17 protein-coding genes are annotated in these 24,393 nt (G+C 46.7%); 7 read left to right on the top strand and 10 right to left on the bottom strand.

What is annotated here, in order from left to right:
* Positions 1 to 42: 42 nt before the first annotated feature.
* The gene (locus tag BUR42_RS17270) at positions 43 to 2,277 is read left to right on the top strand and encodes a family 78 glycoside hydrolase catalytic domain (RefSeq protein WP_074240702.1); all 2,235 of its coding nucleotides are present in this window, start codon (positions 43 to 45) and stop codon (positions 2,275 to 2,277) included.
* Complete coding sequence (locus tag BUR42_RS17265; RefSeq protein WP_074240701.1) at positions 2,274 to 5,198, top strand: glycosyl hydrolase; 2,925 nt, start codon at positions 2,274 to 2,276, stop codon at positions 5,196 to 5,198. The genes BUR42_RS17270 and BUR42_RS17265 overlap by 4 nt, the downstream gene beginning before the upstream one ends.
* On the opposite strand, the gene BUR42_RS17260 is transcribed toward BUR42_RS17265, so the two are convergent.
* From BUR42_RS17260 to BUR42_RS17245, 4 genes are all read right to left on the bottom strand, one after another.
* Positions 5,190 to 6,161 (bottom strand): metallophosphoesterase family protein, encoded by a 972-nt coding sequence (locus BUR42_RS17260; RefSeq protein WP_074240700.1) that lies wholly within the window; start codon positions 6,159 to 6,161, stop codon positions 5,190 to 5,192. The genes BUR42_RS17265 and BUR42_RS17260 overlap by 9 nt on opposite strands.
* 40 nt (positions 6,162 to 6,201) lie before the next feature.
* Complete coding sequence (locus BUR42_RS17255; protein ID WP_074240699.1) at positions 6,202 to 6,510, bottom strand: DUF3817 domain-containing protein; 309 nt, start codon at positions 6,508 to 6,510, stop codon at positions 6,202 to 6,204.
* Between the two features lie 2 nt (positions 6,511 to 6,512).
* Entirely contained in the window at positions 6,513 to 6,968 is a 456-nt protein-coding gene (locus tag BUR42_RS17250) for a hypothetical protein (RefSeq protein ID WP_074240698.1), read from the bottom strand.
* A gap of 165 nt (positions 6,969 to 7,133) precedes the next feature.
* Positions 7,134 to 7,721 carry a TetR/AcrR family transcriptional regulator gene (locus BUR42_RS17245; RefSeq protein WP_074240697.1) on the bottom strand — a complete coding sequence of 196 codons (588 nt, stop codon included), beginning with the start codon at positions 7,719 to 7,721 and terminating at the stop codon, positions 7,134 to 7,136.
* 95 nt (positions 7,722 to 7,816) lie between these two features.
* Between BUR42_RS17245 and BUR42_RS17240 the strand changes: the two genes are divergently transcribed.
* Together BUR42_RS17240 and BUR42_RS17235 are read left to right on the top strand one after the other, a co-directional pair.
* A complete protein-coding gene (locus tag BUR42_RS17240) occupies positions 7,817 to 8,656 on the top strand; it encodes a helix-turn-helix domain-containing protein (RefSeq protein ID WP_074240696.1) in 840 nt (279 codons plus the stop codon).
* A gap of 72 nt (positions 8,657 to 8,728) precedes the next feature.
* Entirely contained in the window at positions 8,729 to 9,388 is a 660-nt protein-coding gene (locus BUR42_RS17235) for a siderophore-interacting protein (RefSeq protein WP_143197503.1), read from the top strand.
* A gap of 406 nt (positions 9,389 to 9,794) precedes the next feature.
* On the opposite strand, the gene BUR42_RS17225 is transcribed toward BUR42_RS17235, so the two are convergent.
* The 5 genes from BUR42_RS17225 to BUR42_RS17205 all read right to left on the bottom strand — a co-directional run bounded on the left by BUR42_RS17225 (position 9,795) and on the right by BUR42_RS17205 (position 18,567).
* Positions 9,795 to 11,444, bottom strand: coding sequence for a glycoside hydrolase family 32 protein (locus BUR42_RS17225; protein WP_074240693.1), 1,650 nt, complete (start codon positions 11,442 to 11,444; stop codon positions 9,795 to 9,797).
* A gap of 91 nt (positions 11,445 to 11,535) precedes the next feature.
* Positions 11,536 to 13,254, bottom strand: coding sequence for a RagB/SusD family nutrient uptake outer membrane protein (locus BUR42_RS17220; protein WP_074243055.1), 1,719 nt, complete (start codon positions 13,252 to 13,254; stop codon positions 11,536 to 11,538).
* 12 nt (positions 13,255 to 13,266) lie between these two features.
* Positions 13,267 to 16,344, bottom strand: a complete 3,078-nt coding sequence (locus BUR42_RS17215; RefSeq protein WP_074240692.1) for a SusC/RagA family TonB-linked outer membrane protein — start codon at positions 16,342 to 16,344, stop codon at positions 13,267 to 13,269.
* A gap of 14 nt (positions 16,345 to 16,358) precedes the next feature.
* Entirely contained in the window at positions 16,359 to 17,237 is an 879-nt protein-coding gene (locus BUR42_RS17210) for a carbohydrate kinase family protein (protein ID WP_074240691.1), read from the bottom strand.
* A gap of 10 nt (positions 17,238 to 17,247) precedes the next feature.
* Positions 17,248 to 18,567: a sugar porter family MFS transporter gene (locus BUR42_RS17205; RefSeq protein WP_074243054.1), complete on the bottom strand. Its 1,320-nt coding sequence runs from the start codon at positions 18,565 to 18,567 to the stop codon at positions 17,248 to 17,250.
* Between the two features lie 279 nt (positions 18,568 to 18,846).
* Here BUR42_RS17205 and BUR42_RS17200 point away from each other — a divergent pair, with 279 nt between their 5' ends.
* Positions 18,847 to 21,570, top strand: a complete 2,724-nt coding sequence (locus BUR42_RS17200) for a substrate-binding domain-containing protein (RefSeq protein ID WP_074240690.1) — start codon at positions 18,847 to 18,849, stop codon at positions 21,568 to 21,570.
* Between the two features lie 157 nt (positions 21,571 to 21,727).
* On the opposite strand, the gene BUR42_RS17195 is transcribed toward BUR42_RS17200, so the two are convergent.
* The gene (locus tag BUR42_RS17195; protein ID WP_074240689.1) at positions 21,728 to 22,165 is read right to left on the bottom strand and encodes a hypothetical protein; all 438 of its coding nucleotides are present in this window, start codon (positions 22,163 to 22,165) and stop codon (positions 21,728 to 21,730) included.
* 172 nt (positions 22,166 to 22,337) lie between these two features.
* Between BUR42_RS17195 and BUR42_RS17190 the strand changes: the two genes are divergently transcribed.
* Positions 22,338 to 23,324 carry a carbohydrate-binding family 9-like protein gene (locus BUR42_RS17190; RefSeq protein WP_084185663.1) on the top strand — a complete coding sequence of 329 codons (987 nt, stop codon included), beginning with the start codon at positions 22,338 to 22,340 and terminating at the stop codon, positions 23,322 to 23,324.
* The gene (locus BUR42_RS17185) at positions 23,317 to 24,387 is read left to right on the top strand and encodes a glycoside hydrolase family protein (protein WP_074240687.1); all 1,071 of its coding nucleotides are present in this window, start codon (positions 23,317 to 23,319) and stop codon (positions 24,385 to 24,387) included. The genes BUR42_RS17190 and BUR42_RS17185 overlap by 8 nt, the downstream gene beginning before the upstream one ends.
* The last annotated feature ends 6 nt before the right edge of the window (positions 24,388 to 24,393 follow it).

The raw sequence follows: 24,393 nt of genomic DNA, 5'->3' as shown, positions 1-24,393 counted from the left end.
AGGAGATCATTCCCGGCTTTCTTATCATTTTATACTATTACCATGCGCAGGAAGATCCTTTTTACACTCTTTATCATTATTAGTTCAGTACAAAGTTATGCCCAGCAGGCTGCTCCTGAGGGATTGATGTGTGATCTGCTGGCTTATACAGATCAACAGTATGTGAATGGGTATCCTGTGCAACCGGTCAGGAATTTTTCCGGCGGGCAGTATGTTCGCATCGCGAACCGCCAGCCTGCTTTCAGCTGGGCTATTGGCGGAGCGCCGGTACAACAGACGGCTTACAGGATACTGGTTTCGGACAACCCGGAAAACCAGGGGAATGTATGGGACTCCAAAAAAGTAACATCCGCACAGTCTGCCGGAGTTGTATATGCCGGTAAAGCATTGCAGCCGAACACGACCTATTACTGGATGGTACAGATCTGGGATGAAAAGGACAAAGAGAGCAGATTTTCTACGCCTGCTGTATTTTTTACGGATTCCGTGATGGTAGATTATGCTACGGCAAAATATCCTTTGCAGAAAACAGATCAGTTCCCGGTGTCTGTTCATGCCGGCCGCATAGATTTTGGTAAAGCGGCTTTCGGGCAGTTGAAATTACGCCTGTCTGCCAAAGGAGATGGAGATACCGTAACAGTGCATTTGGGTGAAGTAATAAATGCAGATGGCAGTATTAACCGGAAACCAGGAGGCAGTATGCGTTACCAGGCATACCGTTTGCCTTTGCGTGCAGGCACGCATACATACCAGGTATACATCAGGCCGGATATGCGCAACACCGGCGCACAGGCTATCAAGATGCCGGCTTATATCGGAGAGGTATTGCCTTTCAGGTATTGCGAGGTGGAAGGATATGCAGGTACTTTACAAGCTACCGATGTTATCCGCTCCGCAGTGAATTATCCTTTTAATGATGCGGCAGCTGAGTTTCAAAGTGCTGATACTATCCTGAATGCAGTATGGGATATATGTAAATACAGCATGAAGGCCACTTCCTTTGCCGGTGTTTTTGTTGATGGCGACAGGGAGCGTATCCCTTATGAGGCCGATGCTTATATCAACCAGTTGGGATATTATGCTACAGACCGGGAGTATAGCCTGGCCCGTAGTTCACATGAATACCTCCTGTATCATGCCACCTGGCCCACAGAGTGGATCCTGCAATCTGTATTAATGGCCTATAACGATTACCTCTATACGGGCGATATCCGTTCTGCCCGGTATAATTATACAACGCTGAAAGCAAAGCTGCTGATGGCACTGGAAGATTCCAGCGGACTGATCAGTACCCGCACGGGCAGGCAAACCACGGAACTCCTGCAATCTATTCACTTTAATGGTAAGGAGCTGAGGGATATTGTAGACTGGCCGCATAAAGGCATCTTAGGATTGGGTAATGAAGAAGGCGGTGAAACAGATGGTTTCGTGTTCACCAATCATAACGCTGTAGTGAATGCATACTATTATAAAGCATTACGCGATATGCAGGTAATGGCCGCCGCCTTGGGTAACAAAGCAGATGAAAGTATGTTGGCCGCACGTGCAGAGCAGGTGAAAAAAGCATTCCGCAAATTGTTCTGGGACACAAAACGAAAAGTAGTACTGGATGGAAGCGGTACCACACACGCTTCCCTGCATGCCAATATGTTCGCGTTGGTTTTCGGATTAGTGGAAGAGCAGCACCGGAAAGCAGTAGGCGATTTCATCCGCTCCCGTGGCATGGCTTGCAGTGTGTATGGCAGCCAGTTCCTGATGGATGCGGTGTATGATGCAGGAGATGATCAATACGGACTTTCCCTCTTGAATTCACAGGCATTACGCAGCTGGTATAACATGATCCGTGCCGGCAGCACTATAACCATGGAAGCATGGGACAACAAATACAAACCTAACCAGGACTGGAACCACGCATGGGGCGCCGTGCCTGCCAATATCATTCCCCGTAAGCTGATGGGCATAGAGCCGGTGGCGCCGGGATGGACTGCATGCAGGATAAAACCACAGCTGGGTGATCTGCCCTGGGCTAAAATAAAAGTACCCACTATCAAAGGAAACATCCTTGCAGCATATGAACAATCTCCCGGCAGGCTGGTGATGAAGATCACCATCCCTTCCAATACTACTGCACAGGTAGTATTACCTGCAAAACTTACACAGCAAAAGTTCACCGTTCTGATGGATGGTAAGGCTATCAAACCTTCCGGCTCCAAAGGCGCATATTTTCTCCCGGATGTGCGTGGTGAACATGAAATAATCATTAACCAGGAAAGATGAAAAAATTACTGATATGGGGAGCAGCTCTTTGCTGCTTCATTAACGGATGCACCAATAGCAAAAATATAACAGAAGCACAGGGCGATCTTGCCATGGGATTCATGAATCCCCCGGATGAAGCAAAACCCCGGGTATTCTGGTGGTGGCTGGAAGGCTACCAGACAAAAGAAGGCATTTTAGCAGACCTCGTTGCAATGAAAGAAGCAGGGATCAAAGGTGCGATCATTTTTGATGCAGGCTCTTCTTCTTACAATAAAATGGAAAAAACAGAAAGCGGTCCCATATTCCTGGGGCCGGAATGGAAAGCACTTTTCCACTATGCCTGCGATGTGGCAGACAGTCTGAACCTGGAGATCAGCCTGAATATTGGCAGCGGCTGGAATGACGGCGGACCATGGGTTACGCCGGAGCTGGCATCCAAAAAACTGGTATGGAGCGATACCATGGTCCAGGGGCCGCGGAAATTAAGTATGAACTTACCCATGCCGGGTAAACTGGATAAGTCCCGGTATTATAAACCTATTGCGGTACTGGCTGTGAAACTGAATGAGAACAGTGCGCAGATCAAACCGCTGGAGAATATGGATATCAAAGCGGTGCATAGTATCTATTCCATCCCCATGACTAAAAACGGATTGGGGTACGACTGGAACCTCTTCATGAAAGAAGAAGCCTCTCCGCCACATGAAGCCAATGCTTCTTTGGATAATGTTATAGACGTAAGCAGTTATGTAGATGCACAAGGCAATATCAACTGGGATGTGCCAGCTGGTAATTACCAGATCATGCGGTTCGGTTATAGCGGCACCGGTATTGAAGTATCCACCCATAGTCCGGGTGGTGGTGGTCTCGCCATTGACTACATGAGCAAAGAAGCCATGGACGTACAGTATGAGAAAGTGGTCACCGCATTGATCAAAGATCATAAGAACGCCAGCCTCAAATACCTGCATGACGATAGCTGGGAACTCGGCGCTTCCAACTGGACACCTGCTTTCACAGAAGCATTTCAGCAACAGAATGGCTATGATATCAAAAAGTACCTGCCCATATTAACCGGGAAGATCATTGAAAGCAGGGATGTTTCCAATCGTTTCCTCTATGATTTCAGAAGAACGATCGCTGATGTGATCTGGGAAAATCACTATAAACGATTTGACGAACTGGCGAAGAAGGACGGCATGGCCCTGCACTCAGAAAGTGGCGGCCCGCATCCTGCCCCCATCGATGCTTTGAAGAACCTGGGCCTGAACGCAATCCCCATGGGAGAGTTCTGGATCAGGGCAAAAACACATAGGGTGGAGGACTTCCGCCGCATCTTTATCAAACAACCCGCTGCCGCCGCACACATTTACGGCAAACGTTTTGTGCAGGCAGAAGGCCCTACCAGCATCGGACCACATTGGGAAGAGGATTTCGCATTTATGAAACCTACCCTGGACAGGGCTTATTGCGAAGGCTTGAACCGCCTGGTGATCCATACTTTCACCCATTCTCCTAAAAGTGCAGGTTTACCGGGTAATGAATATTTTGCCGGCACACACTTTAATCAGAATGTAACCTGGTGGAAACAGGCGCCTGCCTTCCTGAAATGGAACAGCCGGGTATCTTACATGCTTTCACGTGGGCTGTTTGTAGGGGATGTATGTTATTACTACGGTGATAACGTTCCCAACCAGGTGCCCCTGAAACATATTCATCCTGAACTGGGAGAAGGATATGATTATGATGTATGTAATACGGAAGTGATCCTTACCCGTATGAAAGTAGCAGATGGAAAGATCGTACTGCCGGATGGCATGCGTTATGAAGTACTGGCTTTACCGGATTGGAAAGTGGTGAATGCAGATGTGATGGTGAAGCTGGCGCAACTGGTGAAAGACGGCGCTACGATCGTTGGCCCTAAACCACTGACTACGGTAGGATTGAAAGACAGGGCAGCAGGAGAGCAAAAGGTAAAAGAGTTGTCCGCAGCATTGTGGGGCGATATTAATGGTACCACTATTACGGAGCATACTTATGGAAAGGGAAAAGTGGTATTTGGTAAAACCATCCGCCAGGTATTGCAGGATAAAGGCAAGGGGCCGGATTTTGCTTACCAGAGCCGCAAACCGGGAGCATTGATCGATTACATTCACCGTACCACTCCGGATGCAGAGATCTATTATGTTGTGAACAGGAACGAACGCCCTGAATATATCCATACCACCTTCCGTGTAGATGGTAAGGTACCGGAGTTATGGAATCCTGATAAAGGTACTATCATTCCGCAAAAGGTATATGCTACCAAAGGCCAGACGGTAGAACTGCCTTTGTTCTTAGATCCTTTCGGTTCAGTGTTTGTGGTATTCCGGAAAAACAGTACAGGCGATCACGCCAGTATTCCTGCATTGCCGATGGATACTTTTGATATAGATCCTTCTTTGGGCACACCGGAAAATGTAGCGGTTACCGGCCCCTGGACAGTGAACTTTGCGAAGGAATGGGGTGGCCCGGAAAGCACGGTATTCAATCAACTGATCTCCTGGACGGACCATACCGATCCCGGCATTAAATATTACTCCGGTACCGCAGTATATCACCAGGCATTCACCGTGAGCGCAGCACAATTACAGAAGAAGGTATTCCTTGATCTGGGTGAAATGTACAACCTCGCAGAAGTGATCATCAATGGAAAACATACCGGCGTTTGGTGGACCCATCCGTTCAGGGGAGATATTTCTGCCTATGTGAAAGAAGGGCAGAATACACTAGAGCTGCGGGTAGTGAACCTCTGGCCCAACAGGATCATTGGTGATAATTACCTGCCTGCGGACAAGCGGTTCACTAAAACGAATGTGAAGAAGTTTGATAAGGATTATCCTTTAAGGAAATCCGGATTGATCGGGCCGGTGCGGTTGCAGTTTTATGCGTTAGACTAATTTAAACTTACGCTCAGAAATATAAGGCACTATTTCATAAGGCATATCATGTTTGGTCATCCCCAATTCTTTTGGGGATGGCCCAACAAATGAAGTGCTGGAGCCTTTAAGATAAAAGTTGCCACGGTGATCTATTTCCGCGATGGTATAGATTGGGTCTTTGTAAGGCACGGTATATTTTATCCAGGGATATTTTTCATCTACTTCCCTGCTATAGCGTACACGCGCATAATCATCTCCCAGCCATTGGTAGGACATGCTGTTGATCTGCACATAAAAGATACCATTGATCTCATTTACATAATCCAGGTGATGGTGGCCGCTGAACACCAGTTGAACTTTCTTCGCGCGTTCTAAGATCAGTCTTATCTGTGTGGCATTTTCTATACCTCCCATATCATTATCCAAACCCTGATGGCAGCAGACAATCGTTGGCAGAGTAGTGGTTGCAAGGTCTTTCTCCAGCCAGTCCTGCTGTTCAATACCAATGTAGCGGGCATACCCGGGAGGTCTGTCTTTAGAAGGATTCTTTTCGTTCCCGTTCAATATCACAAAGTGATAACCATTTTGATCAAATGAATAGTAAGCGCCGTTTGCTTTCCAGTAAGCTATCACCTGTTCGTGTGTGAACCCGCCATCATTATCATGATTGCCTATTACATGGTATTTAGGGCCAGGAAAGCTGTTCCATATATTCAGGAAAGGAAGGTTCTTTTCATAAGGGCGGCAGAAATCTCCCAGTTGGATAATGAAATCCACCTGTTGCGTTTTCATGTCATCTATAAAGGTTTTCAAACGCGCCTCTCCATCGTGCATAATATCCTGGTGTACATCTGTGCAGATGCCAAACCTGATCTTAGCCTTACGTTGCACTGGCATGGCGGCCAGTTGGTTGAGCGGCGTAAGCGCAAGACTGCCCAATGCAATACTTTGCAGGAAGTTCCGCCTGTTTTGATGCTGCATACAAACAAATAGTTTTAAAGATTTGTATAAATATACTAAACTATTGTTTACAAATTCTTAAAATCTTTTTATCTATATAAAAGGTGCCAAACGGGATCATGCAGGCCAGTAAAACCTTCCAGGTAGTGTGTTTGAACTTCCATTCCTGTTCTACACCTACACTCAGGGTGTTAAAGATAAACAGCAGGAACAGGGCGCCATGGATACCACCCATGATGCTGGTGGCGGCAGGGTAATGGTAGATATACTTCAAAGGCATGGCCACAAACAGCAGGAGCAAAAGGGACATACCTTCCAGGAATCCGATGATCCGTAATCTTCCGATATTGGTTTTAAGCAGTTGGTACATGATTAGAATGATCTGAAATATGGTCTGTGAGAAAAAGGTGAAAATGGCCAGGGGATAGCAATGAGGATGATGAATAGGGCGATGGAGAACCAGATCAGCATGGTGCGGAATTTCTGTTTGCTGAAAGGTTTTCGTTTGGATAAGCCGGAGCCAATAGTAATAAGCACAATGGCAACGATCATCAGGCTGATGTGGATGATGCTGAAGAAGCTGAGTTCCATGCTTTGCAACGTATGTTCCAACGGAGCACCTGTAAAAGGGCTTTTAAAATATAATATAAACCCCAGTATTAATTGAATATGTGCAATAGTAGCTGTCCAGTGACGGATAGAATTATCCGTTCGGGTAAATGGTTTATTTCCCGTATACCCGCTCCAGGCACGGTAAATAGAAAGCACAAGGCTGATCAGCACTAACCAGCGGAATAAAGAATGTAAGTGCAGTAATATCTGGTACATGCTGCAAATATATATCTAAAACATACCGATTGGTATGTTTTAGGGAAAAAAATTATTGAAGGAGATAAAGTGGGAGAATTTTTATTGGAGGAGGGAAGTGATCGTGCTGTTGCTGGGAGGGTGTGCTTTCAATTTTTATTTAGGCGGTGAGTTATGCTTCAATGCTTATTGAAGACTGGCAAGGTACCGTTTCAGTTCTTTCAGATATACAGTGTAACTGTCCTTCCCGTAAAGCTTTCCGAGGTTGCGGATACCGCCGTAGCCGGACATAATGAAGAAAGCAGTTTGTGTAGCATTCACGTCCTTTCTTATCTTGCCTGTGGCCTTTCCGTTCTTTATAGTCAGTTCAATGGCTTCCTGCCATTGTGTGGCCAGCTTTGAAAGTGCTTTATTGAAAGTGCTGTTCAGGGGAGACATTTCTTCTATCAGGTTAATAGCAGGGCAACCGTATTTGGGGATCAGGTGCGGGTTCTCTACCAGCAGGCCCTTCATCATCTTATATATTTCCTGCACCGGATTTTCCGCTTTAGTGAGTGGCAATACCATGGCGGCATACATGGCCGGGTGCATCACCTCTTGTATCATGGCCAGCCCCATATCATCCTTATTTTTAAAATGATAAAAGAAAGCCCCTTTGGTAACTGCTGTTTTTATAAGGATGTCGTCTATACTCGTGGCCTGGTAGCCATTTGCATAGACCAGCTCAAATGCTTTTTGCAGGATTGTTAACCGGGTTGCAGCGGCTTTGGACATAAAGTACTAATTGGTATGTAGTGACAAATGTATTAAAAATGATTATAGGGATTAGCTTCCTGCTAATAAATTATATTTGTTCCAACGCCAGCTATATGTCTAAAAGAAATAAGATACCCCTTCATTCACTTGGGAACAATACATTAGGTATTGAAGTGAAGCAGTTGACAGAAGTGGGAGAAGAAGAAACATCATTCATCAATCATATACACCGGGATGATCACTATATTTTCCTTTTCCATAAGAAAGGGCATACCCATATGATCATAGATTTTAAAGAAGTGGAAGCCAGTGGAAGAGGCGTTTTCTGCATCCTTCCGGGACAGGTGCATTATGGTATTTCCATGAAAGATACCCTGGCCTGGTTCCTGGCGGTAGACGGGGCTTTAGTTCAGGAGCAGTTCCGTACTGTTTTTGAAGAGCGCAGCGGTCTGCTGAACATTTCCCTGGCAGCGGCAGAGAGGCTGGAGACCTGTTTCTTTGTACTCAGGGGATTATGCCAGGAGCCCGATCAGTTACTGGTGACGCGTTCCATGACGGATGTAGTGATCGGTTTGTTCGCGGGCATCTTTTCGGCTGCGGAAGAAAGCAGGGATGATGCGCATTCCAGAACAACCATTATCACCCGCCAGTTTAAAGGTTTGCTGAAAGGTAACTTCAGAGAAATGAAACGGCCTTCTGCTTATGCGGAGGCATTAAATATATCCCCCTCTTATTTAAACGAAGCGGTGAAGTTAACTACCGGTCTTCCGGTGAGCCACTGGATCCAGGAGGAGATCATGATGGAGGCGAAGCGGTTGTTGTTCTATACAAACAATACTGTTAAACAGATCGCAGATGATCTGGGTTTTGAAGATCATACTTATTTCAGCAGGGTCTTTAATCGTTCGGAAGGAATGCCTCCGCTGGCTTTCCGGAAGAATTACCGCAAATAGTCCAATCTTTCCTTTTATTCCGCTATTGCTATGTCTTTCATTTCTCGCGTGCTTTGCAGCTAAATTAGCTATATGCCAAGAATGCCTAAATGGATGGGAGATGCAGTGGAGAGCCTGATGGCGTCTAAGTTCCTGACGGTAACAGTTACACAGGTGGAATACCTAAGCCCGGAAGTGAAACGCGTTTGTTTTACGGGAGATCTGTCCAGGGCGGATTTTGATGCAGGGTATGCAGTCACCTTCAGGGTGAGCGCATTGGATCACAGGGATTATACACCTGTTATATTTACAAAGGATACCTGTGAGATCATTTTTCATATTCACGGAAATGGACCGGGAAGCGCTTTTGCAGATGGTTTGCAAGTGGGAGATACAACAAAGATGGTGATCCCCAGGGGTAGGAAGCTATATCGGGAAGGCGTGGAGAATTTCTTCTTTGGGGATGAATCTTCTATTGGCACACTTAAAGCGATTATGCAGGAAGTGCCTTGTACGGGTATCCTCGAATTGGATGAAGCTAATTTCCGGGTGCCGGAGAAGTTGGGGATGCAGGTGGATGTTGTGCGTAAAGGTGATAATGCTTTTGCAGTGGTTAAAGAAAAGGCTGCTTATGTACTTACAGGGAATGGGGAGTCTATACAATCGTTCCGGAAGTTGTTAAAGGAAAGAGGTGTCAATAGTAGCCAGATCATCACGAAGGCTTACTGGATACCGGGGAAGAAAGGGCTTTAGGTGTGAACACCAATGTTCTTTGATTCGGAAACCTGCTTTTCTGATCTGGAAAGGGGTTTACCTTTTAGTCAGGAAACTTAGTGTAATACTTTCTAATCTGTAGGCTTGCTGCGGTTTACCCTCTGATCCCGAACCTGCTTTAATATGCTTTTTGATCTGGAAAGTGATTTACCTTGCTCAGGAAACTTAATGTAATACTTTTTATCACCTGGCAGCTGATGGTAATTTACTCCTCCTTCTTTCGTTGCGTGATCTGCATAAATATCAGCGCCAGGTCCGTTGCAAACATGTATCGCTTTTTGCATCTATCTGGTAATATTCCAGTCCGAACTTCATAAAATATCCGGAAGCGTGGAATGGCGCTTCCGGATATTTTATGCTTCGGGTGTTGCTGCGAATGGCTCTTTTACCAGGTGCTTTTCAATGCGTATACTGTCATTTTCTTTAACTGCGCATCGCCGCCTTTTACAGACAGGGACAATGTTTGCTTACTGGTATCAATGTTCACATTCACCGGCATGAACAACAATCCATCCGCGGTGAATAATTCTACTCCTATACGGTCTACATATAAGATCAGATCAAGTTTGCCATTCACTAATGGGGCATTGGCATTTACGCCATTGATCTGTAACTGCTGTTTGCTTACATCGTACACTACCGGGAGGCCGTGAATATCCAGTGTTATTTCTTTGGCTTTTCCGGGTTCAATGGTAGTCCTTATTTCCAGTAGTTCCGCATGGATGCCGGAGAGTGGATTTGCACCGCCTTCTTTCAGTCGTGTTGGTTTAACAGTGAGGGTTTTCTCCCGGATACTTTCCAGTTCCTTTACCGGTGTGCGGGTTAGCCTAAGGCCCTGGGCAGTCCTTACCAGCTTTAATTCCAGGGGGATGCTCATGGCCTGGTTAAAGTTCATGTCCTCTTTATTGGTATGTGTTCTCCACCAGCCAATCTCTATACGTCTGCCTTTGGGTTCGTTGTTAAAGGTCTGGGAGGCATAGAAGTCTCTGCCATGCTGGCCATTTAGTCTTTCTATTTCCGGTTTGAAAGTGATGCCATCGAATGTGCCGATGGCGTACTCGCTATTGGCTGCGATGAGGATCCATTTCTTTTCCGAGGGATGGCCTTCTACCGGGAGTTCAAAGAACTCCGGGCATTCAAAGAGGTAACGGTCGTTGCCGATACCGCCGGGGACAACGCTGGATTTTGTCCAGTTCTTCAGATCGGGAGAAGTGAGGAATTGCATGCTGTGCTGTTCTTTCTCTCTTTCCACATATAATACCATTACCCATTTTTTGGTGGGCTCATGCCAGATCACTTTGGGATCGCGGTTATCTTTATTGATGCGGTGTACAACTGTGCGGTCCAGCTTTTTAAATGTTCTGCCATCGTTGCTCCAGGCAAGGCCCTGGCCCCAGGAGCCTGCACCTGTGAAGAACATTACCATGGCGCCTTTGCCCAGGCCGCTGGTGTTGAAGCTGTCTACAACGGCACTGCCGCTGAACATGGTGCCGAATTTATCAGGATGGAGGGCATCGCCTATTTCTTTCCAGTGCAGCATGTCTTTACTTACGGCATGGCCCCAGGTCATATTTCCCCATTCCCTGCCGTATGGATTATGTTGGAAGAAGAGATGGTATTCCCCGTTGAAATAGACCATGCCGTTTGGATCATTCGTCCAGCCGCGTTTGGGAGAGAAATGAAACTGACCGCGCAGTTTTTCTTTGTAGAGGGGGAGGGCGTTTTTGTCTTCATCGCTTTGTTTTACAGTAAAATTCCCTTTCCATTTATCTATGCGGAATTCAATGTCCTGGCCTTTCCAGGCGCTGATATCCAGGTAGGCTAACCAGTCTGGTTCTCCTTCTGCCAGTTCTATGTTGAGATAACGTTCCTTCTCTCCATCTATCCAGAGTTCCACATTGTGTTTGGCGGCCCCGTTCTTTACCGGCAGGACCAGGTACTTTTGAGCGGCTTTGAATACAGTGCTGAATTCCTGCGCGTGCGCAGTTTGGAAAAATGTTGAGAGGCATACTAATGCTGTCCAAAAGATCTTCATGATGTACAATTTAATAAATACCGGCGTGATTGTTTTGCATTTTTGCTGATAGTAATAATACCGGCGTGTTCATTTTTGCTAATAGAAAGGATCACCATCCCGCATTTTGCTGATAAAGCCCGCGGCTGTAATTGATCTGGTTTAAAGGTATCGGCAGGTATTCGTCCCTGTTCTTTTTAAAGAAGGCATCGTTGAGGTGGGCAGACCTTGTTTTTTCCACCGTAAAATATTTGTTGATGTATTCTGCTGCAATTCCCCAGCGCACAAGATCAAAGAAATGATATCCTTCCGTTGCAAATTCCAGCCGGCGTTCCCAACGGAGCGCCTGCCTTGCAAAAGCTTGCGTCCAGGTGCAATTAATGCCGGGCTGGTAAGTAGCTATTTTGTAATTAGCGGAGGGAGTACCATCTGCTTGTTTCAGGCGGGCGGTGCTGTTTCCGGAACGGGTACGCAGATCGTTGATGAGTGTGAGTGCTTCATTCTGCCTGCCCAGTTCTATCAGTGCTTCTGCTTTGAATAACAATACATCTGCATAACGGATCACATCCCAGTTCTTGGAGCTGGACATAAATGGCGGGATCTTCTGGAAGGAGGGATCATCCGGTGCCACTGCTTCTTTCAAGCTGGCAAATGCATCATATACTTCCGGCGCACGTGCCCATGAACGCAGAAAGATGAAGTTCGTTTTGTATTTGAATGGCTTACCCGGAATAGCTACCGTGTGGCTCAGCCGGGGATCGAAAGAACTGGTCATATAATCACCTGATTCTGCCACATCTGTATTATTATAAGTATCAAACAGGGGAAGGCCGTTCGCATCCGTTTTGAATGCATTGATCAGGTCATGACTGGGAACATGGAACCCGCAGCAGCCAAACTCGGTGTTCATCGGGTAGTTCAGCGCATGGCCATAATCCAGTCTGCCTTTCGGCGTGCCATCATCTTTTGAATATTGAATAGCAAATACAGATTCTTTGCTGTTCTCAAAAGGCGTGAGGAAGTTGTTGCCATAATCTGCATTTGGAATGTATTTACCGGAGATGATAATATCATCGCAGAGCTTATTCGCTTCTGTGAGCAGTGCTGTGTTAATGCTGGTCACATTATTTGTTTCGTCCTGTATATAAGCCTGGTATAACAGTGTTTTAGCCAGGTAGGCTTTTGCAGACAATTGATTGGCACGCCCTGCTTCAGGCTGTGTTTCCGGCAGGTTGGCTACAGCTGCACGGAAGTCGTCTGCTATTTTGGTCCAAAGGGCATCATTGGAATAAGTTTTATTAGAGATGGTATCATACACGTTCTTGGGTGCATTTTCATCTATGTACGGAACATATTTGAAGAGGATCTTTAACAGGAAATAGAAGTGCCCTCTCAGAAAGCGCAACTCTCCCTGGCGTTTCTTTTTATCAGGGAAAACGGCTTCGTCAATAGCATTCACCCGGCGCAGCGCATCATTGGCGCGTGCGATACCTACATATAAACGGAACCAGAGTTCATCCGTTAATCCATTGTCTGCCCTGTTGAGCGAGAATGTTTCCAATAAGTGGAACTCTGTAATATCGCCTGGGCCATCGCCACCTTTATAGGCATCTCCGCCACGCACACTGCCATAGGGCCAGAGGCTGGTGTAGGGAGAAGTATAATGATCATTGCCGAGAGAAGAATAAGCCGCGATCACGAGTTTGTTTACATTCTCCGGTGTGTTCAGGTCATTGTCTGATACAACGCCCTGCGGTGTTTCATCCAGTATCCGTTTGCAGGATGCCGTGATCAGCAATACGGAGAGGATGAGGAATATGATATTTTTCATGGAATGCATTATTTAGAATGATACGTTGAAGCCAGCAGTGACGATAGCAGGAATTGGGAAGGATGTACCCGGTGCTTCCGGATCGGCTGCTGTGAACCCTTTGCTCTTTATGGTGATCAGGTTGCTGCCTTGCAGGAATACCCGGGCAGTTTGTACACCCACATTGCGCAAAGCATTTTTCAGGTTATAACCTAACTGGATATTCCGGAGTTTCATGTAAGAGCCGTTCTCAAAGAAATAAGTAGAAGAACGCCCTTCGTTATTCCTGTTCACCAATGTGAGTGCAGGGATGGTAGAACCTGCATTGGCGGGCGTCCATGCACTGAGGGTCCTGTTTCCCCAGTTGCTGCCTACCCAAAGGGAAGAAAAGTCAGTGAAGGTTTTGAAGGTGTTGTTCACATCAATGCCTTGTACCCCTTGCAGGAAAAAGCTGAGATCGAAATTCTTGTAGGACAGTTCAACATTGAGCCCATACAGGAAATCAGGGTTGCCATCTGCAATGAAATCCCGGTCTTTATCGTCTATGATCTTATCTCCGTTGAGATCGCGGTAGCGGATCCTTCCGAGTCCTTTACCAACCTGGGCAGGAGATTCGTCCAGTTCTTTTTGGGTAGTGAATAGACCGTCTGCGATGTAACCGAAAGAAGAATTGATAGAACGGCCCAGGATGGTTTTGTCTGTTCCGTTACCGGGGTAAGAAGTTAAGACCTGTTTGGGCAGGTAAGTTACCTTGTTCTTGTAAGTAGAGAAGTTGCCGGTAACGGTAAAGTGCAGGTCTTTGGTAATATTGCCATTGTAAGAAAGCAATACTTCCCATCCTTTGTTCTGCATGGAAGCTCCATTGAACCAGTAGTTACCACCTTCTCCCTGTACTGCCAGGTAACCCGGACTGATCAGTATATCGGATGTTTTTTTGATAAAGTAATCTACAGAACCGGTGAGGCGGTTTTCCAGCAAGCCGAAGTCCAGGCCAAAGTTTGCTTCTTCAGTCCCTTCCCATCTTAATGAATCGTTCCCCTGCTGGATGCGCGTGAAGCCTGAGGGTAATTGTCCTGAGCCGCTGCCGCCAATATCATAAGCGCTGCCATTGTCGAATCCCCAGGTGGGATCTACACCATAGATGGAAGCATACAGGGCATAGGTAGCATTGTTGGCTATTTCCTGGTTGCCGGACCTACCCCAGCCATATCTGAGTTTCAGGTCAGATATGGTGTGTTGCTTTTTCATGAAGGCTTCTTCGCTGATCCGCCATCCCAGGGAGAAAGCAGGGAAGGTACCATAACGGTACTCTTTACCGAAGCGGGAAGAGCCATCCCTGCGAAGGGTGGCAGAAGCCAGGTAGCGATCTGCATAGGCATAGTTGATCTTGCCGAAATAGGATAACAGCGCATAACCTGAACCTCCCCCGCCATTGTCTTTATTGGAAGAGCCGGCATCGAGGTAAGCGTAATCTATGTTTTCCAGTGCATATCCCTGCCTGGATGCGTAGAACGACTGGTTCATATATTTGATCTGCTCATGCCCCACCAGGAATTCAAAGCGGTGTTTATCCAGTTCCAGCTTATAGTTGAGGGTGTTCTGCCAGAGCCAGTTGCCATCATAACCCTGGTTAGTGGATGTTTGATTGGAGGGGTCGGAAAGAAAACCGGAAACGTAGGATTTACGGAGTGTACGCTGGTAGTTGCCATTGTAGTCAACACCCACACTGCTCCTGAAATGAAGGTCAGGCAGGATATCTACCTCCGCGTAAACATTACCGAATACACGGTAAAAATGGTTGAGGTTTTGCTTATTGTCTTCAATGAGGCGAACGGGATTGTGGCGGTCTGTCATGCCAGGTGCCGGGCCTCCCCATCCTCCGGTAACTGTATGCACGGGTACAACAGGTTGCTGTACCAATGAGGTGAACAATACATCTCCGATAGGGATCAGGGTATTGCGGATATAGGAGAAGTTGAGGTTCTCGCCGATCTTGAGTTTGTTCTTAAAGAAGCTGTAATCTGAATTCAGGCGGGCCGTGATCTTTTTGTTATTGGATTCTTTCACGATGCCCTTGTTATCATAATACCCCAGCGAAAACAAAGCGCTTCCCCTTTCGCTGCCGGTGCTTACAGATACATTGTACTGCTGGATAACAGCTGTTTGTTCAATCTGATCATACCAGTAAGTATCAGCAGGGCGCATGGTTTTGGCGCCGTCGATAAATTCAGGGTAGATGATCTTATTGAGTACGGGATTGTTGTAGTCGCCATTCCAGTCGTATTGATAGATCTGGTTATTGTTGGGATTTGTTCTGTCGTTCACAGCGGCCTGCCAGTAGGCTCTGCCACGGCCATCTGCATTCAGTGTTTTTTGCTTGGTGGTATAATCCTGCGTGGAAACGGAAGCGTCAAAATCTACACGGGTAAAACCTTTACGTGCTTTTTTGGTGGTGACGATGATCACACCGTTTGCTGCGCGGGAGCCATAGATCGTAGCAGAAGAGGCGTCTTTTAATACCTGTATGGAAGCAATATCATCCTGGTTCAATTCCTGTAATCCTCTTTTGGTGGGTACACCATCGATCACATAGAGGGGATCGTTGTTGCCCAGTGTACCTATTCCCCTGATGCGTACGGTAGCACCTCCTGAAGGAGAACCATCAGTGGTAATGAATACGCCGGGTACCCTTCCCTGCAAGGCTTTTACGGGATTTCCGAGCGGAACATCTTTAATCGCTTCCACATCTACAACAGATACGGCGCCGGTGAGGTCTGCTTTCTTTTGGGCCTGGTAGCCGGTAACCACTACTTCATTAAGGTTGCTGGCATCGCGGTCCATTTCAACGATGATATTTCCGCTGGCAGGTACTTTGGCAGTGAATACTTTCATTCCAATATAGGAGAAAGTAAGGTTTTCATTTGTGGATGAGAGGATAGAGAATTTGCCTGTGCTGTCTGTGATCACTGCGGTGGAAGGACTTTGTACGCTAACACCGGGGAGCGGGATGCCGGTGTTTTTTTCTGTGACGGTACCCGTCACTTTTTTTTGTTGCGCAGAACTGCTGAGCACTATCAGCAGAAGTGCCATCATTGTAATACTGTATTTCATAATACTACGTGGTTTTAATGTGAAATGGAATCCACTTCTTTGATATCATAATCCGGCATTGCGCCTTTGTAGGTTGTGATGGTTGCTGCCAACCGGTTGGCGAAATCGAGCATTGCTGCTGGTGCTGCTTTGTCTATTGTTTTGGAGATGATGGCGGCGAGGAAAGCATCTCCGCTGCCTACAGTGTCTGTTACGGGTACTTTATAACCCGGATGTGTATACGATTGGCCATTCAGGTGTAATTGCGCACCATTTGCTCCCATGGTAACGATCATATTGCGGATCCCGAATTTATCCCGGATAAGGGATACGCGGTCTGCTGTATTGTTGTAACTACCATACCAGTTGGTGACCAGTTCCAGTTCGTCAATATTCAGTTTAAGGATATCGGCATATTGCAAAAGCGATTCAATGAGGGGGCGGCTGAAATGTGGCGTACGCAGATTGATGTCCAGTACTTTGGTATGTGCCAATTCCAGCAACCGGAAAAGAGTATTGCGGGAAGTAGCATGGCGGGCACTGAGACTGCCAAACACAAAATACTCCGCCTGTTTCACCAATGCCTCCGTGGTATCGTCTGCAATGATATGGTCCCATGCAGCGGGGGAAACAATGTCGTACGACATATCCCCATTGGGATGTTGTGTTGCTTTTACAATGCCTGTTGGTACTGCTTCATCGGTTTGAATATATTTTGTGTTCAGGCCTTTGCTTTGCAATACTTTCATCAGTTCATCCCCTCTTTCATCTTTGCCTATGCGGCTGATCATGGCAGGGCTTTTTCCCAGCCTGTGCAGCTGATAGGCAACATTCATGGGTGCTCCGCCAGGTTGTGGTCCGGAAGGGAGCAGGTCCCATAATATTTCTCCATAACAAACGATACCGTGGTCCATGATCTTAGTATTAATGCATGATAAGTGTGCCTTCCAGCTGTTCCAGTGATTTGCCTTTTGTTTCGGGCATGATCTTCCATACAAACAGCAATTGCAATACCATCATTACACAGAAGAATAGAAAAGTGTTGCCGCCACCCAGGCTTTCTGTCAACATAGGAAAAATGAAAGCGATCAAAGCAGCCATTACCCAATGCGTCATACTCCCCAGCGTTTGACCTTTTGCCCTTACCTGGTTGGGGAAGATCTCAGAAATGAACACCCAGATCACAGCTCCCTGGGAGAAAGCAAAGAACGCAATATATACCAGCAGGAAAATGGTGACCATAAATCCATTGAACTCATTTAGGTAAAAAGCGCGGGATACCAGGCCAAGGGTAATGATCAGCCCGAGGGAACCGATCAGCATTAGCGTACGTCTGCCAACCCTGTCAATAAAACTGAGGGCCAGCAGGGTGAAAAGGAAGTTCACAAAACCGATCCCTACGCTGGAGAGCAGGGAAGATTGTTTGCCAAGCCCCGTCATTTCAAAGATCCGGGGCGCGTAATAGATGATGGCATTGATCCCGGATACCTGGTTGAAAATGGCAAACGTAATAGCCAGGAAAACAGGGAAACGGTTCTTCCGGGAAAAGAGGGCTTCGCTTTGGTGTTCATTTTGTACATCGTTACGGATAGCATACAGCTCTTCTTCATAACCGCTGGGATTGATCACTTTTAAGGTTTCCCGGGCTTCTGCTATCTGCCCTTTTCTCAGGATCAGCCAGCGGGGGCTTTCCGGAACAAAACGTAATAATACCAGGAACAGGAGGGAAGGGAAGGCCTGTACGCCCATCATCCAGCGCCAGGAACTTTCACTTTCCTGGCCAATCAGGTAATTGGAAAGATAGGAGATGAGGATGCCCAGCACAATATTGAACTGGAAAAGTGCTACCAGTTTTCCTCTTGAAGCAGCAGGCGATATCTCGGAAATATAAATGGGGGCTGTTACAGAAGATGCGCCCACACCAATACCTCCCAGGAAACGGAAAAGCAGGAAAACCGGCCAGCCGGTAGCCAGCGCAGTACCTAATGAAGAAAAGAGATATAAGATGGCAATCAGGATCAGTGTTCTTTTCCTGCCCAGTTTTTCAGAAGGCAGGCTGCCCAGCATGGAACCTATGATAGTTCCGATCAGGGCAATGGAAACGGTGAGGCCATGTTCAAAGCCATTCAGTTGCCAGTATTGTTGAATAGATTGTTCAGCGCCGGAAATAACTGCTGTATCAAAGCCGAATAGAAAACCGCCAAGGGCTACCGTAATACTCCAGAAGAAAACTTTGTTTTTCATATAACGTGTTGTGGGAATTTCCTCCAACTTACGCGCCCTTTAAGGGGAAAACCTGCTGCTCCGTTTCAATCACTTCTGAAATTGTATCAATTTTACATTTTGCTGTATTTCAAGCCGTTAAGGTGGATATTTTTTTGAAGGTTTTTGATTTTGTACCCCGTATTTTCATTTTTGGATCAAATATCCCGGGATCGGGGAGCGTTATGCTACAGGATAATGAAAGAAAATTCTACATTGAGGGTATAATTCCACTGATCTTCCAAATAAACACGCGAAGAAATGAGAACGCTGGTAATATTAACCTTTCTGGCCGGCATTTTCGCAGGCTGCCGGCCTACGCCTGCTCCCCGTCATTTCAGGATCGGCTTCTCCCAATGTGGGGATGCAGACCATTGGAGAAAATCCATGCTGGCAGAAATGCAGCGGGAACTTTCTTTCCATCCGGGCATGGAGCTGATCTATAAACAGGCGGATGATAACAGCGATGTACAGGTAAAACAGGTAAAGGAACTACTGGCGGAAGGCATCGACCTGCTCATTATTTCCCCGAATGAGGCCAGTCCGCTTACACCTGTAGTGGAAGAGGTATATAATAAAGGCATCCCGGTGATTGTGGTAGACAGGAAAATTGCTTCTACGAAATACACCAATTATATAGGCGCAGATAATTACGAGATAGGAAAGATAGCGGGGGAATATGTGGCAGGTTTGCTGAAAGGGAAAGGGAATGTGATAGAAGTGGTAGGTCTTCCGGCATCGTCACCTGCCATTGAAAGAAGACGGGGTTTCCAGGATGGATTAAGCAGGTACCCCGGCGTGCAGATCTTAGCGCAGGTGCATGGAGATTGGGTAAAGCAGAAATCGGAGGCAGCTCTGAATAAGATCAGCGCCAGCCTGCCATTAGCAGACCTGATCTTTGCGCATAATGATGTAATGGCATTGGGGGCAAGGGAGGCCTGCCTGAAAGCCGGTGTTCAACATACCCGGATCATTGGAGTGGATGCTTTATCCGGGAAAGGCGGTGGTTTGGAAATGGTGTCCGGCGGTTTGCTTACTGCATCTTTATTATATCCTACCGGTGGAACGGAAGCTATTCGTAATGCGCTGCATATCCTGCAACATCAGTCCCTTCCCAAAGAAACCTTCCTGCAAACGCTGGTGGTAGATTCCACCAATGTGCGGATGATGGCTTTGCAATCAGATAAGATCCTGAACCAGCAAAAGGACATAGAACTGCAGCAGCAGATGCTGGCAGAACAGAAAAGAGTGTACAACAGTCAGCGGACCATGTTGTATATACTGGGCATCACCCTGGCGGCTGCGCTGATCTTTGCCAGCCTGTTATGGTATTCCCGCAACCTGAACCAGAAGATCAATAAAAAGCTGGCCCTGCAGAATGATGAGATCAGCCGTCAGAGTAAACAACTCATGGAAATGAGTGCGGAAGCGGCCAAAGCCAATGAAGCACGCATCGATTTCTTCACCAATATTTCCCATGAAATAAGAACACCGTTGACACTGATCATAGGGCCACTGGATGAAATGCTGCAACACTCAAAACTACAGGGGGCAGACAGGCAGCAACTCTCCCTTGTTCGCAGGAATGCTAACCGCTTGTTGCACCTGGTGAACCAGCTGATAGATTTCCGCAAACTGGAATTCAGTAAGATGCAGGTGAAAGCCTCAGAGAATGACCTGGTGCAGTTCAGTAATGAGATCATTGAGATCTTTCAGCAGATAGCGCGGAAGAGAAGGATCGATTGCCGGCTGGTGACTTCGGAAAGAAGATTGCCGGTTTGGATGGATACAGGTATGATGGATAAAGTGTTATTCAATCTATTGTCCAACGCCTTCAAGTTTACGATGGACAATGGTTCCATTACGGTTATCCTGGAAAAGAAGGATGGGCAGGCTTTGATCAGGGTGCAGGATACCGGTATCGGGATGTCTCCCGAAGTGATGCAGCATGCCTTTGATATCTTTTACCAGGGAGATGTGGATAATCACAAGGGATCGGGGTTGGGGCTGGCGCTTTGTAAAGAACTGGTGCAGCTGCATCATGGTACTATTACTGCCAGCAGCGAAAAACATAAGGGTACAGTATTCACCGTGGCGTTGCCTTTGGGGAAAGAGCATTTCCGGTTGGAAGAGCTGGCTATTACGGCAAGCAAAGAAGAAGAGCAGGAGTTCTATATGGCGGACCTTATGCCTGTAACCGATCTGCCGGAAGAGCAGGAGGTGCAGGAGAAAAAAGGAGTACTGCTATTGGTAGAAGATAACCCAGAGATGCGGAGCTTTATCAAATACCGTTTGTCTAATGAATATGAAGTGCTGGAAGCAGAGAACGGGCAGCAGGGATTGCAGCTGGCTTTTGAGTACCTGCCGGATGGTATTATCTGTGATGTAATGATGCCGGTGAAAGACGGGCATGCTTTGCTGAAGGAGATCAAAACGGATGTACGCACAGCTCATATCCCTGTTATATTATTAACCGCCCTGACTTCCGCAGAGCAACAGGTGGAAGGATTGCAGAATAAAGCGGATGCTTACATCACCAAACCCTTCGACTTTAAAATACTGCGGCATACCCTGAACAGTCTGCTGGTGAACAGGAATCAGCTGAAGGAGCATTTTACGGCAGATATTCCTGCGGGGTTAAGAGGTACTCTATCCCGTAAGTCTGATCTTCGTTTTGTATCCGAATTTACTTCTATAGTAGAAAGTAATATCGGGAATGAAGAGTTTTCCATTGAGAATATCTACAAGCAGATGAATATTTCCAAAGTGCAGTTGTACCGGAAAGTAAAAGCGCTGATCGGTACGAATATCAATGAATATATCCTCAATACCCGGTTGCAGAAAGCGCGGTATTTTCTGCAGCATGAAGATATCTCAGTGGCGGAGGTGGCGTATAGAACAGGATTTTCCTCGCCGGCTTATTTTTCAACGGTGTTCAAATATAAGCTGGGAGTTTCTCCTACTGCGTTCAAGGGGAAGCGCTGAGTGTAATGTGAGCAGGATTTCTTGCCAGCTTATTTTCAGTATAAGCTGAGGCCTACTGCGTTTAATAAGAAGCGCTGAGTGTAATGTGAGCAGGATTTTCCTCGCCAGCTTATTTTTCAATATAAGCTGGGAGTTTTTCCTACTGCATTCAAGGAGTTTATTCAGCAGCGCCTTTCTTTTTCGCTGCTTTGGCTTTGGCTGGTTTCGCTGCTTTAGCTTTGGCAGTTGCGCTTTTAGCCGCCTTAGCCTTCTTGGTTTTTGCTGTTTTAGCCTTGGCAGGTTTTGCAGTTTTCACTTTGGGCGTTGCGCTTTTAGCTGCACTGGCTTTTGCAGTTTTGCTTTTTGCGGCTTTGGCTTTAGCGGATTTTATAGCGGCAGGTTTTGCCGTTTTGGCTTTTGCAGGAGTGGCTGTTTTTTCAGTTTTCTTTTCAGCCCCTGCTGCTAATACTTTACTCGCTTTTTTTACATGGCGGTTGAATTTCTTTTCCCCAACAGTTTCTTTCAGATCAGTAAAAGTAGTTTGGAGCGTGGTGGCAATCTGCTCACGTAATGCATGCTTCTTAACCTTAACAGGTTCTTTCTTGGACTTGGCCATTATTCATTTATCGTTTAGTGAAGGACTGTAAATTTAACAATAACATAATATACCCAATGTTAAGTTTTGGCACAAATCCTCAGTTGATACCTTGTGAAATGAAGTGAAATGATTTGAAACAGTTCCTGCAAAATGCCCCATAAAAAACGGCCTGAATAGTTATATTTAACCCATGCATCGTTTTTGTTTAATATTGATCGTGTTGCTGGCAGGTGTTTTAAGTGTGAGCGCGCAGGCTCCCCGTCATTACATCTGTTACCGCACGACCGGCACAACTTTAGACTGGCAAAACATCCCCTGGACAGAAGATTTCCTGGATATAGAAGGCACCGCCAAACCCAATCCGCTCTACCGTACCCGCGTGAAAATGCAATGGGATGATACCTGCCTCTATATACTGGCAGAACTGGAAGAACCACATATCCGGGCCACCCTCCGTCAAAGAGATACCATCATCTTCCATGACAACGACTTTGAAGTGTTCATTGACCCGGACGGGGACACCCATCAATATTACGAGATAGAGATCAACGCCCTCAATACGGTAATGGACCTGTTCATGGTAAAACCCTACCGCAACGGCGGGCAGGCTATGATCAACTGGGATGCAAAAGGGCTGCGAACAGCAGTACGGTTCAATGGTACCTTGAATAACCCGGCAGACAAGGATACCTCCTGGACAGTGGAAATGGCCATCCCTTTCAGGGCACTGGCTTTCTATGGCCGCCGCTCCCCGGTACAGGATGGCAGTACCTGGCGGATCAACTTCTCCCGAGTGCAATGGCAAATGGATATTGTGGAAGGGCAGTATGTTAAACGGCCCCATACACCTGAATATAATTGGGTATGGTCCCCACAGGGCATGATCAATATGCATGCACCTGAGCGCTGGGGGTATCTTCAATTCAGCGTGCAGCGCCCCGGTGTTTTCAAAGAACCAGTAACAACTGCAGCAGTGAATGAGCTATGGGATATCTATTACCGCCAGAAGCAATATTGGGAACAACATAGATCGTATGCAAAAAATACGGAGGCATTAGGCATCAATTCCGCCGCCGTTATAGAAGGCACTACTTTACAATTTTCGGCATCCATCCGGGAAGCCGGTTACATTATCATTATTAACCAGGAAGGAAAAATCACATCTCGCCATGAATAAACGCGACTTCATGAAATCGCTGGGGCTGGGAAGCCTCGCATTCATTCAACCTGCCACGCTGATCTCATCGGTTCCTGTTCCACCTAAAAAGGTGCAGCACAGGGTATGGATCAACCCCGATCATAAGGACACTGCTGCTGAATTGAAACAGCGCTACCAGGAATATAAACAGGCAGGGATTGGTGTGATCTATTTTGAAGAAGACAGTCCCCTGCATTTCAAAACCGCTAAAGAAGCCGGCATTGCTGCCCATCGCTGGTTCTGGACCATGAACAGAGGTGATAAGGACCTGCTGGCAAACCATCCGGAATGGTATTCGCAGAACAGGAAAGGGGAGTCCTGTGCTACACATCCGCCCTATGTTGGGTACTATCGTTTCCTTTGCCCGAATAAGGAAGGGGTGGTGGAACATTTGAAGAAACAGGCGGAAGAGATCTTGTCAAAAGACTATGTAGATGGCCTTCATCTTGATTATATCCGTTTTGTAGATGTAATACTGCCGGTGAACCTCTGGGAGAACTATAAAATTGACCAGTCGCGTGAGTTGCCGGAATACGATTTCTGCTATTGCGAAACCTGCCGCAGTAAATATAAAACCGCCTATGGCATAGATCCTTTAGAAATAGAATATCCTGATCAAAGCCCTTCCTGGCGTAAGTTCCGATACGACAGTATCACCAATGTGGTCCGCAACATGTCCGCCGTAGCGCATCAGCATAAAAAGCCCATTACGGCAGCCGTATTTCCCACACCGGAGATCGCAAAACGTATTGTTCGGCAGGATTGGGTGAACTGGCCTTTGGATGCCGTTTGTCCCATGATCTATCATGGTTTCTACCGGGAAAGTGTGCAATGGATAGGTGATGCGGTATCGGAGGGTGTGAAGGCCTTACGTGGGAGTTTTCCGCTCTACGCAGGACTGTACCTCCCGGATTTTAAGGGGGATGATGAACAGGTCCGCCAGGGTATTAAGCTGGCCCTGGAGAATGGGGCCGCCGGGGTGTCTATCTTTGGGAAACTGACCCCTTCCTTATTGAATGTATTAAGGAGTACTGTATCTTGAGCCTAT

It is taken from the genome of Chitinophaga niabensis, from assembly GCF_900129465.1.
Classification (GTDB): domain Bacteria; phylum Bacteroidota; class Bacteroidia; order Chitinophagales; family Chitinophagaceae; genus Chitinophaga; species Chitinophaga niabensis.
This window is presented reverse-complemented; position numbering and strand designations above follow the sequence as displayed.

Bases quoted from the DNA above. Each gene is read 5' to 3' on its own strand.
- BUR42_RS17210 (WP_074240691.1), bottom strand. From the start codon at position 17,237: ATGGACCACGGTATCGTTTGTTATGGAGAAATATTATGGGACCTGCTC.
- BUR42_RS17200 (WP_074240690.1), top strand. From the start codon at position 18,847: ATGAGAACGCTGGTAATATTAACCTTTCTGGCCGGCATTTTCGCAGGC.
- BUR42_RS17240 (WP_074240696.1), top strand. From the start codon at position 7,817: ATGTCTAAAAGAAATAAGATACCCCTTCATTCACTTGGGAACAATACA.
- BUR42_RS17255 (WP_074240699.1), bottom strand. From the start codon at position 6,510: ATGTACCAACTGCTTAAAACCAATATCGGAAGATTACGGATCATCGGA.
- BUR42_RS17185 (WP_074240687.1), top strand. From the start codon at position 23,317: ATGAATAAACGCGACTTCATGAAATCGCTGGGGCTGGGAAGCCTCGCA.
- BUR42_RS17245 (WP_074240697.1), bottom strand. From the start codon at position 7,721: ATGTCCAAAGCCGCTGCAACCCGGTTAACAATCCTGCAAAAAGCATTT.
- BUR42_RS17260 (WP_074240700.1), bottom strand. From the start codon at position 6,161: ATGCAGCATCAAAACAGGCGGAACTTCCTGCAAAGTATTGCATTGGGC.
- BUR42_RS17235 (WP_143197503.1), top strand. From the start codon at position 8,729: ATGCCAAGAATGCCTAAATGGATGGGAGATGCAGTGGAGAGCCTGATG.
- BUR42_RS17270 (WP_074240702.1), top strand. From the start codon at position 43: ATGCGCAGGAAGATCCTTTTTACACTCTTTATCATTATTAGTTCAGTA.
- BUR42_RS17205 (WP_074243054.1), bottom strand. From the start codon at position 18,567: ATGAAAAACAAAGTTTTCTTCTGGAGTATTACGGTAGCCCTTGGCGGT.
- BUR42_RS17215 (WP_074240692.1), bottom strand. From the start codon at position 16,344: ATGAAATACAGTATTACAATGATGGCACTTCTGCTGATAGTGCTCAGC.
- BUR42_RS17225 (WP_074240693.1), bottom strand. From the start codon at position 11,444: ATGAAGATCTTTTGGACAGCATTAGTATGCCTCTCAACATTTTTCCAA.
- BUR42_RS17265 (WP_074240701.1), top strand. From the start codon at position 2,274: ATGAAAAAATTACTGATATGGGGAGCAGCTCTTTGCTGCTTCATTAAC.
- BUR42_RS17190 (WP_084185663.1), top strand. From the start codon at position 22,338: ATGCATCGTTTTTGTTTAATATTGATCGTGTTGCTGGCAGGTGTTTTA.
- BUR42_RS17250 (WP_074240698.1), bottom strand. From the start codon at position 6,968: ATGTACCAGATATTACTGCACTTACATTCTTTATTCCGCTGGTTAGTG.
- BUR42_RS17220 (WP_074243055.1), bottom strand. From the start codon at position 13,254: ATGAAAAATATCATATTCCTCATCCTCTCCGTATTGCTGATCACGGCA.
- BUR42_RS17195 (WP_074240689.1), bottom strand. From the start codon at position 22,165: ATGGCCAAGTCCAAGAAAGAACCTGTTAAGGTTAAGAAGCATGCATTA.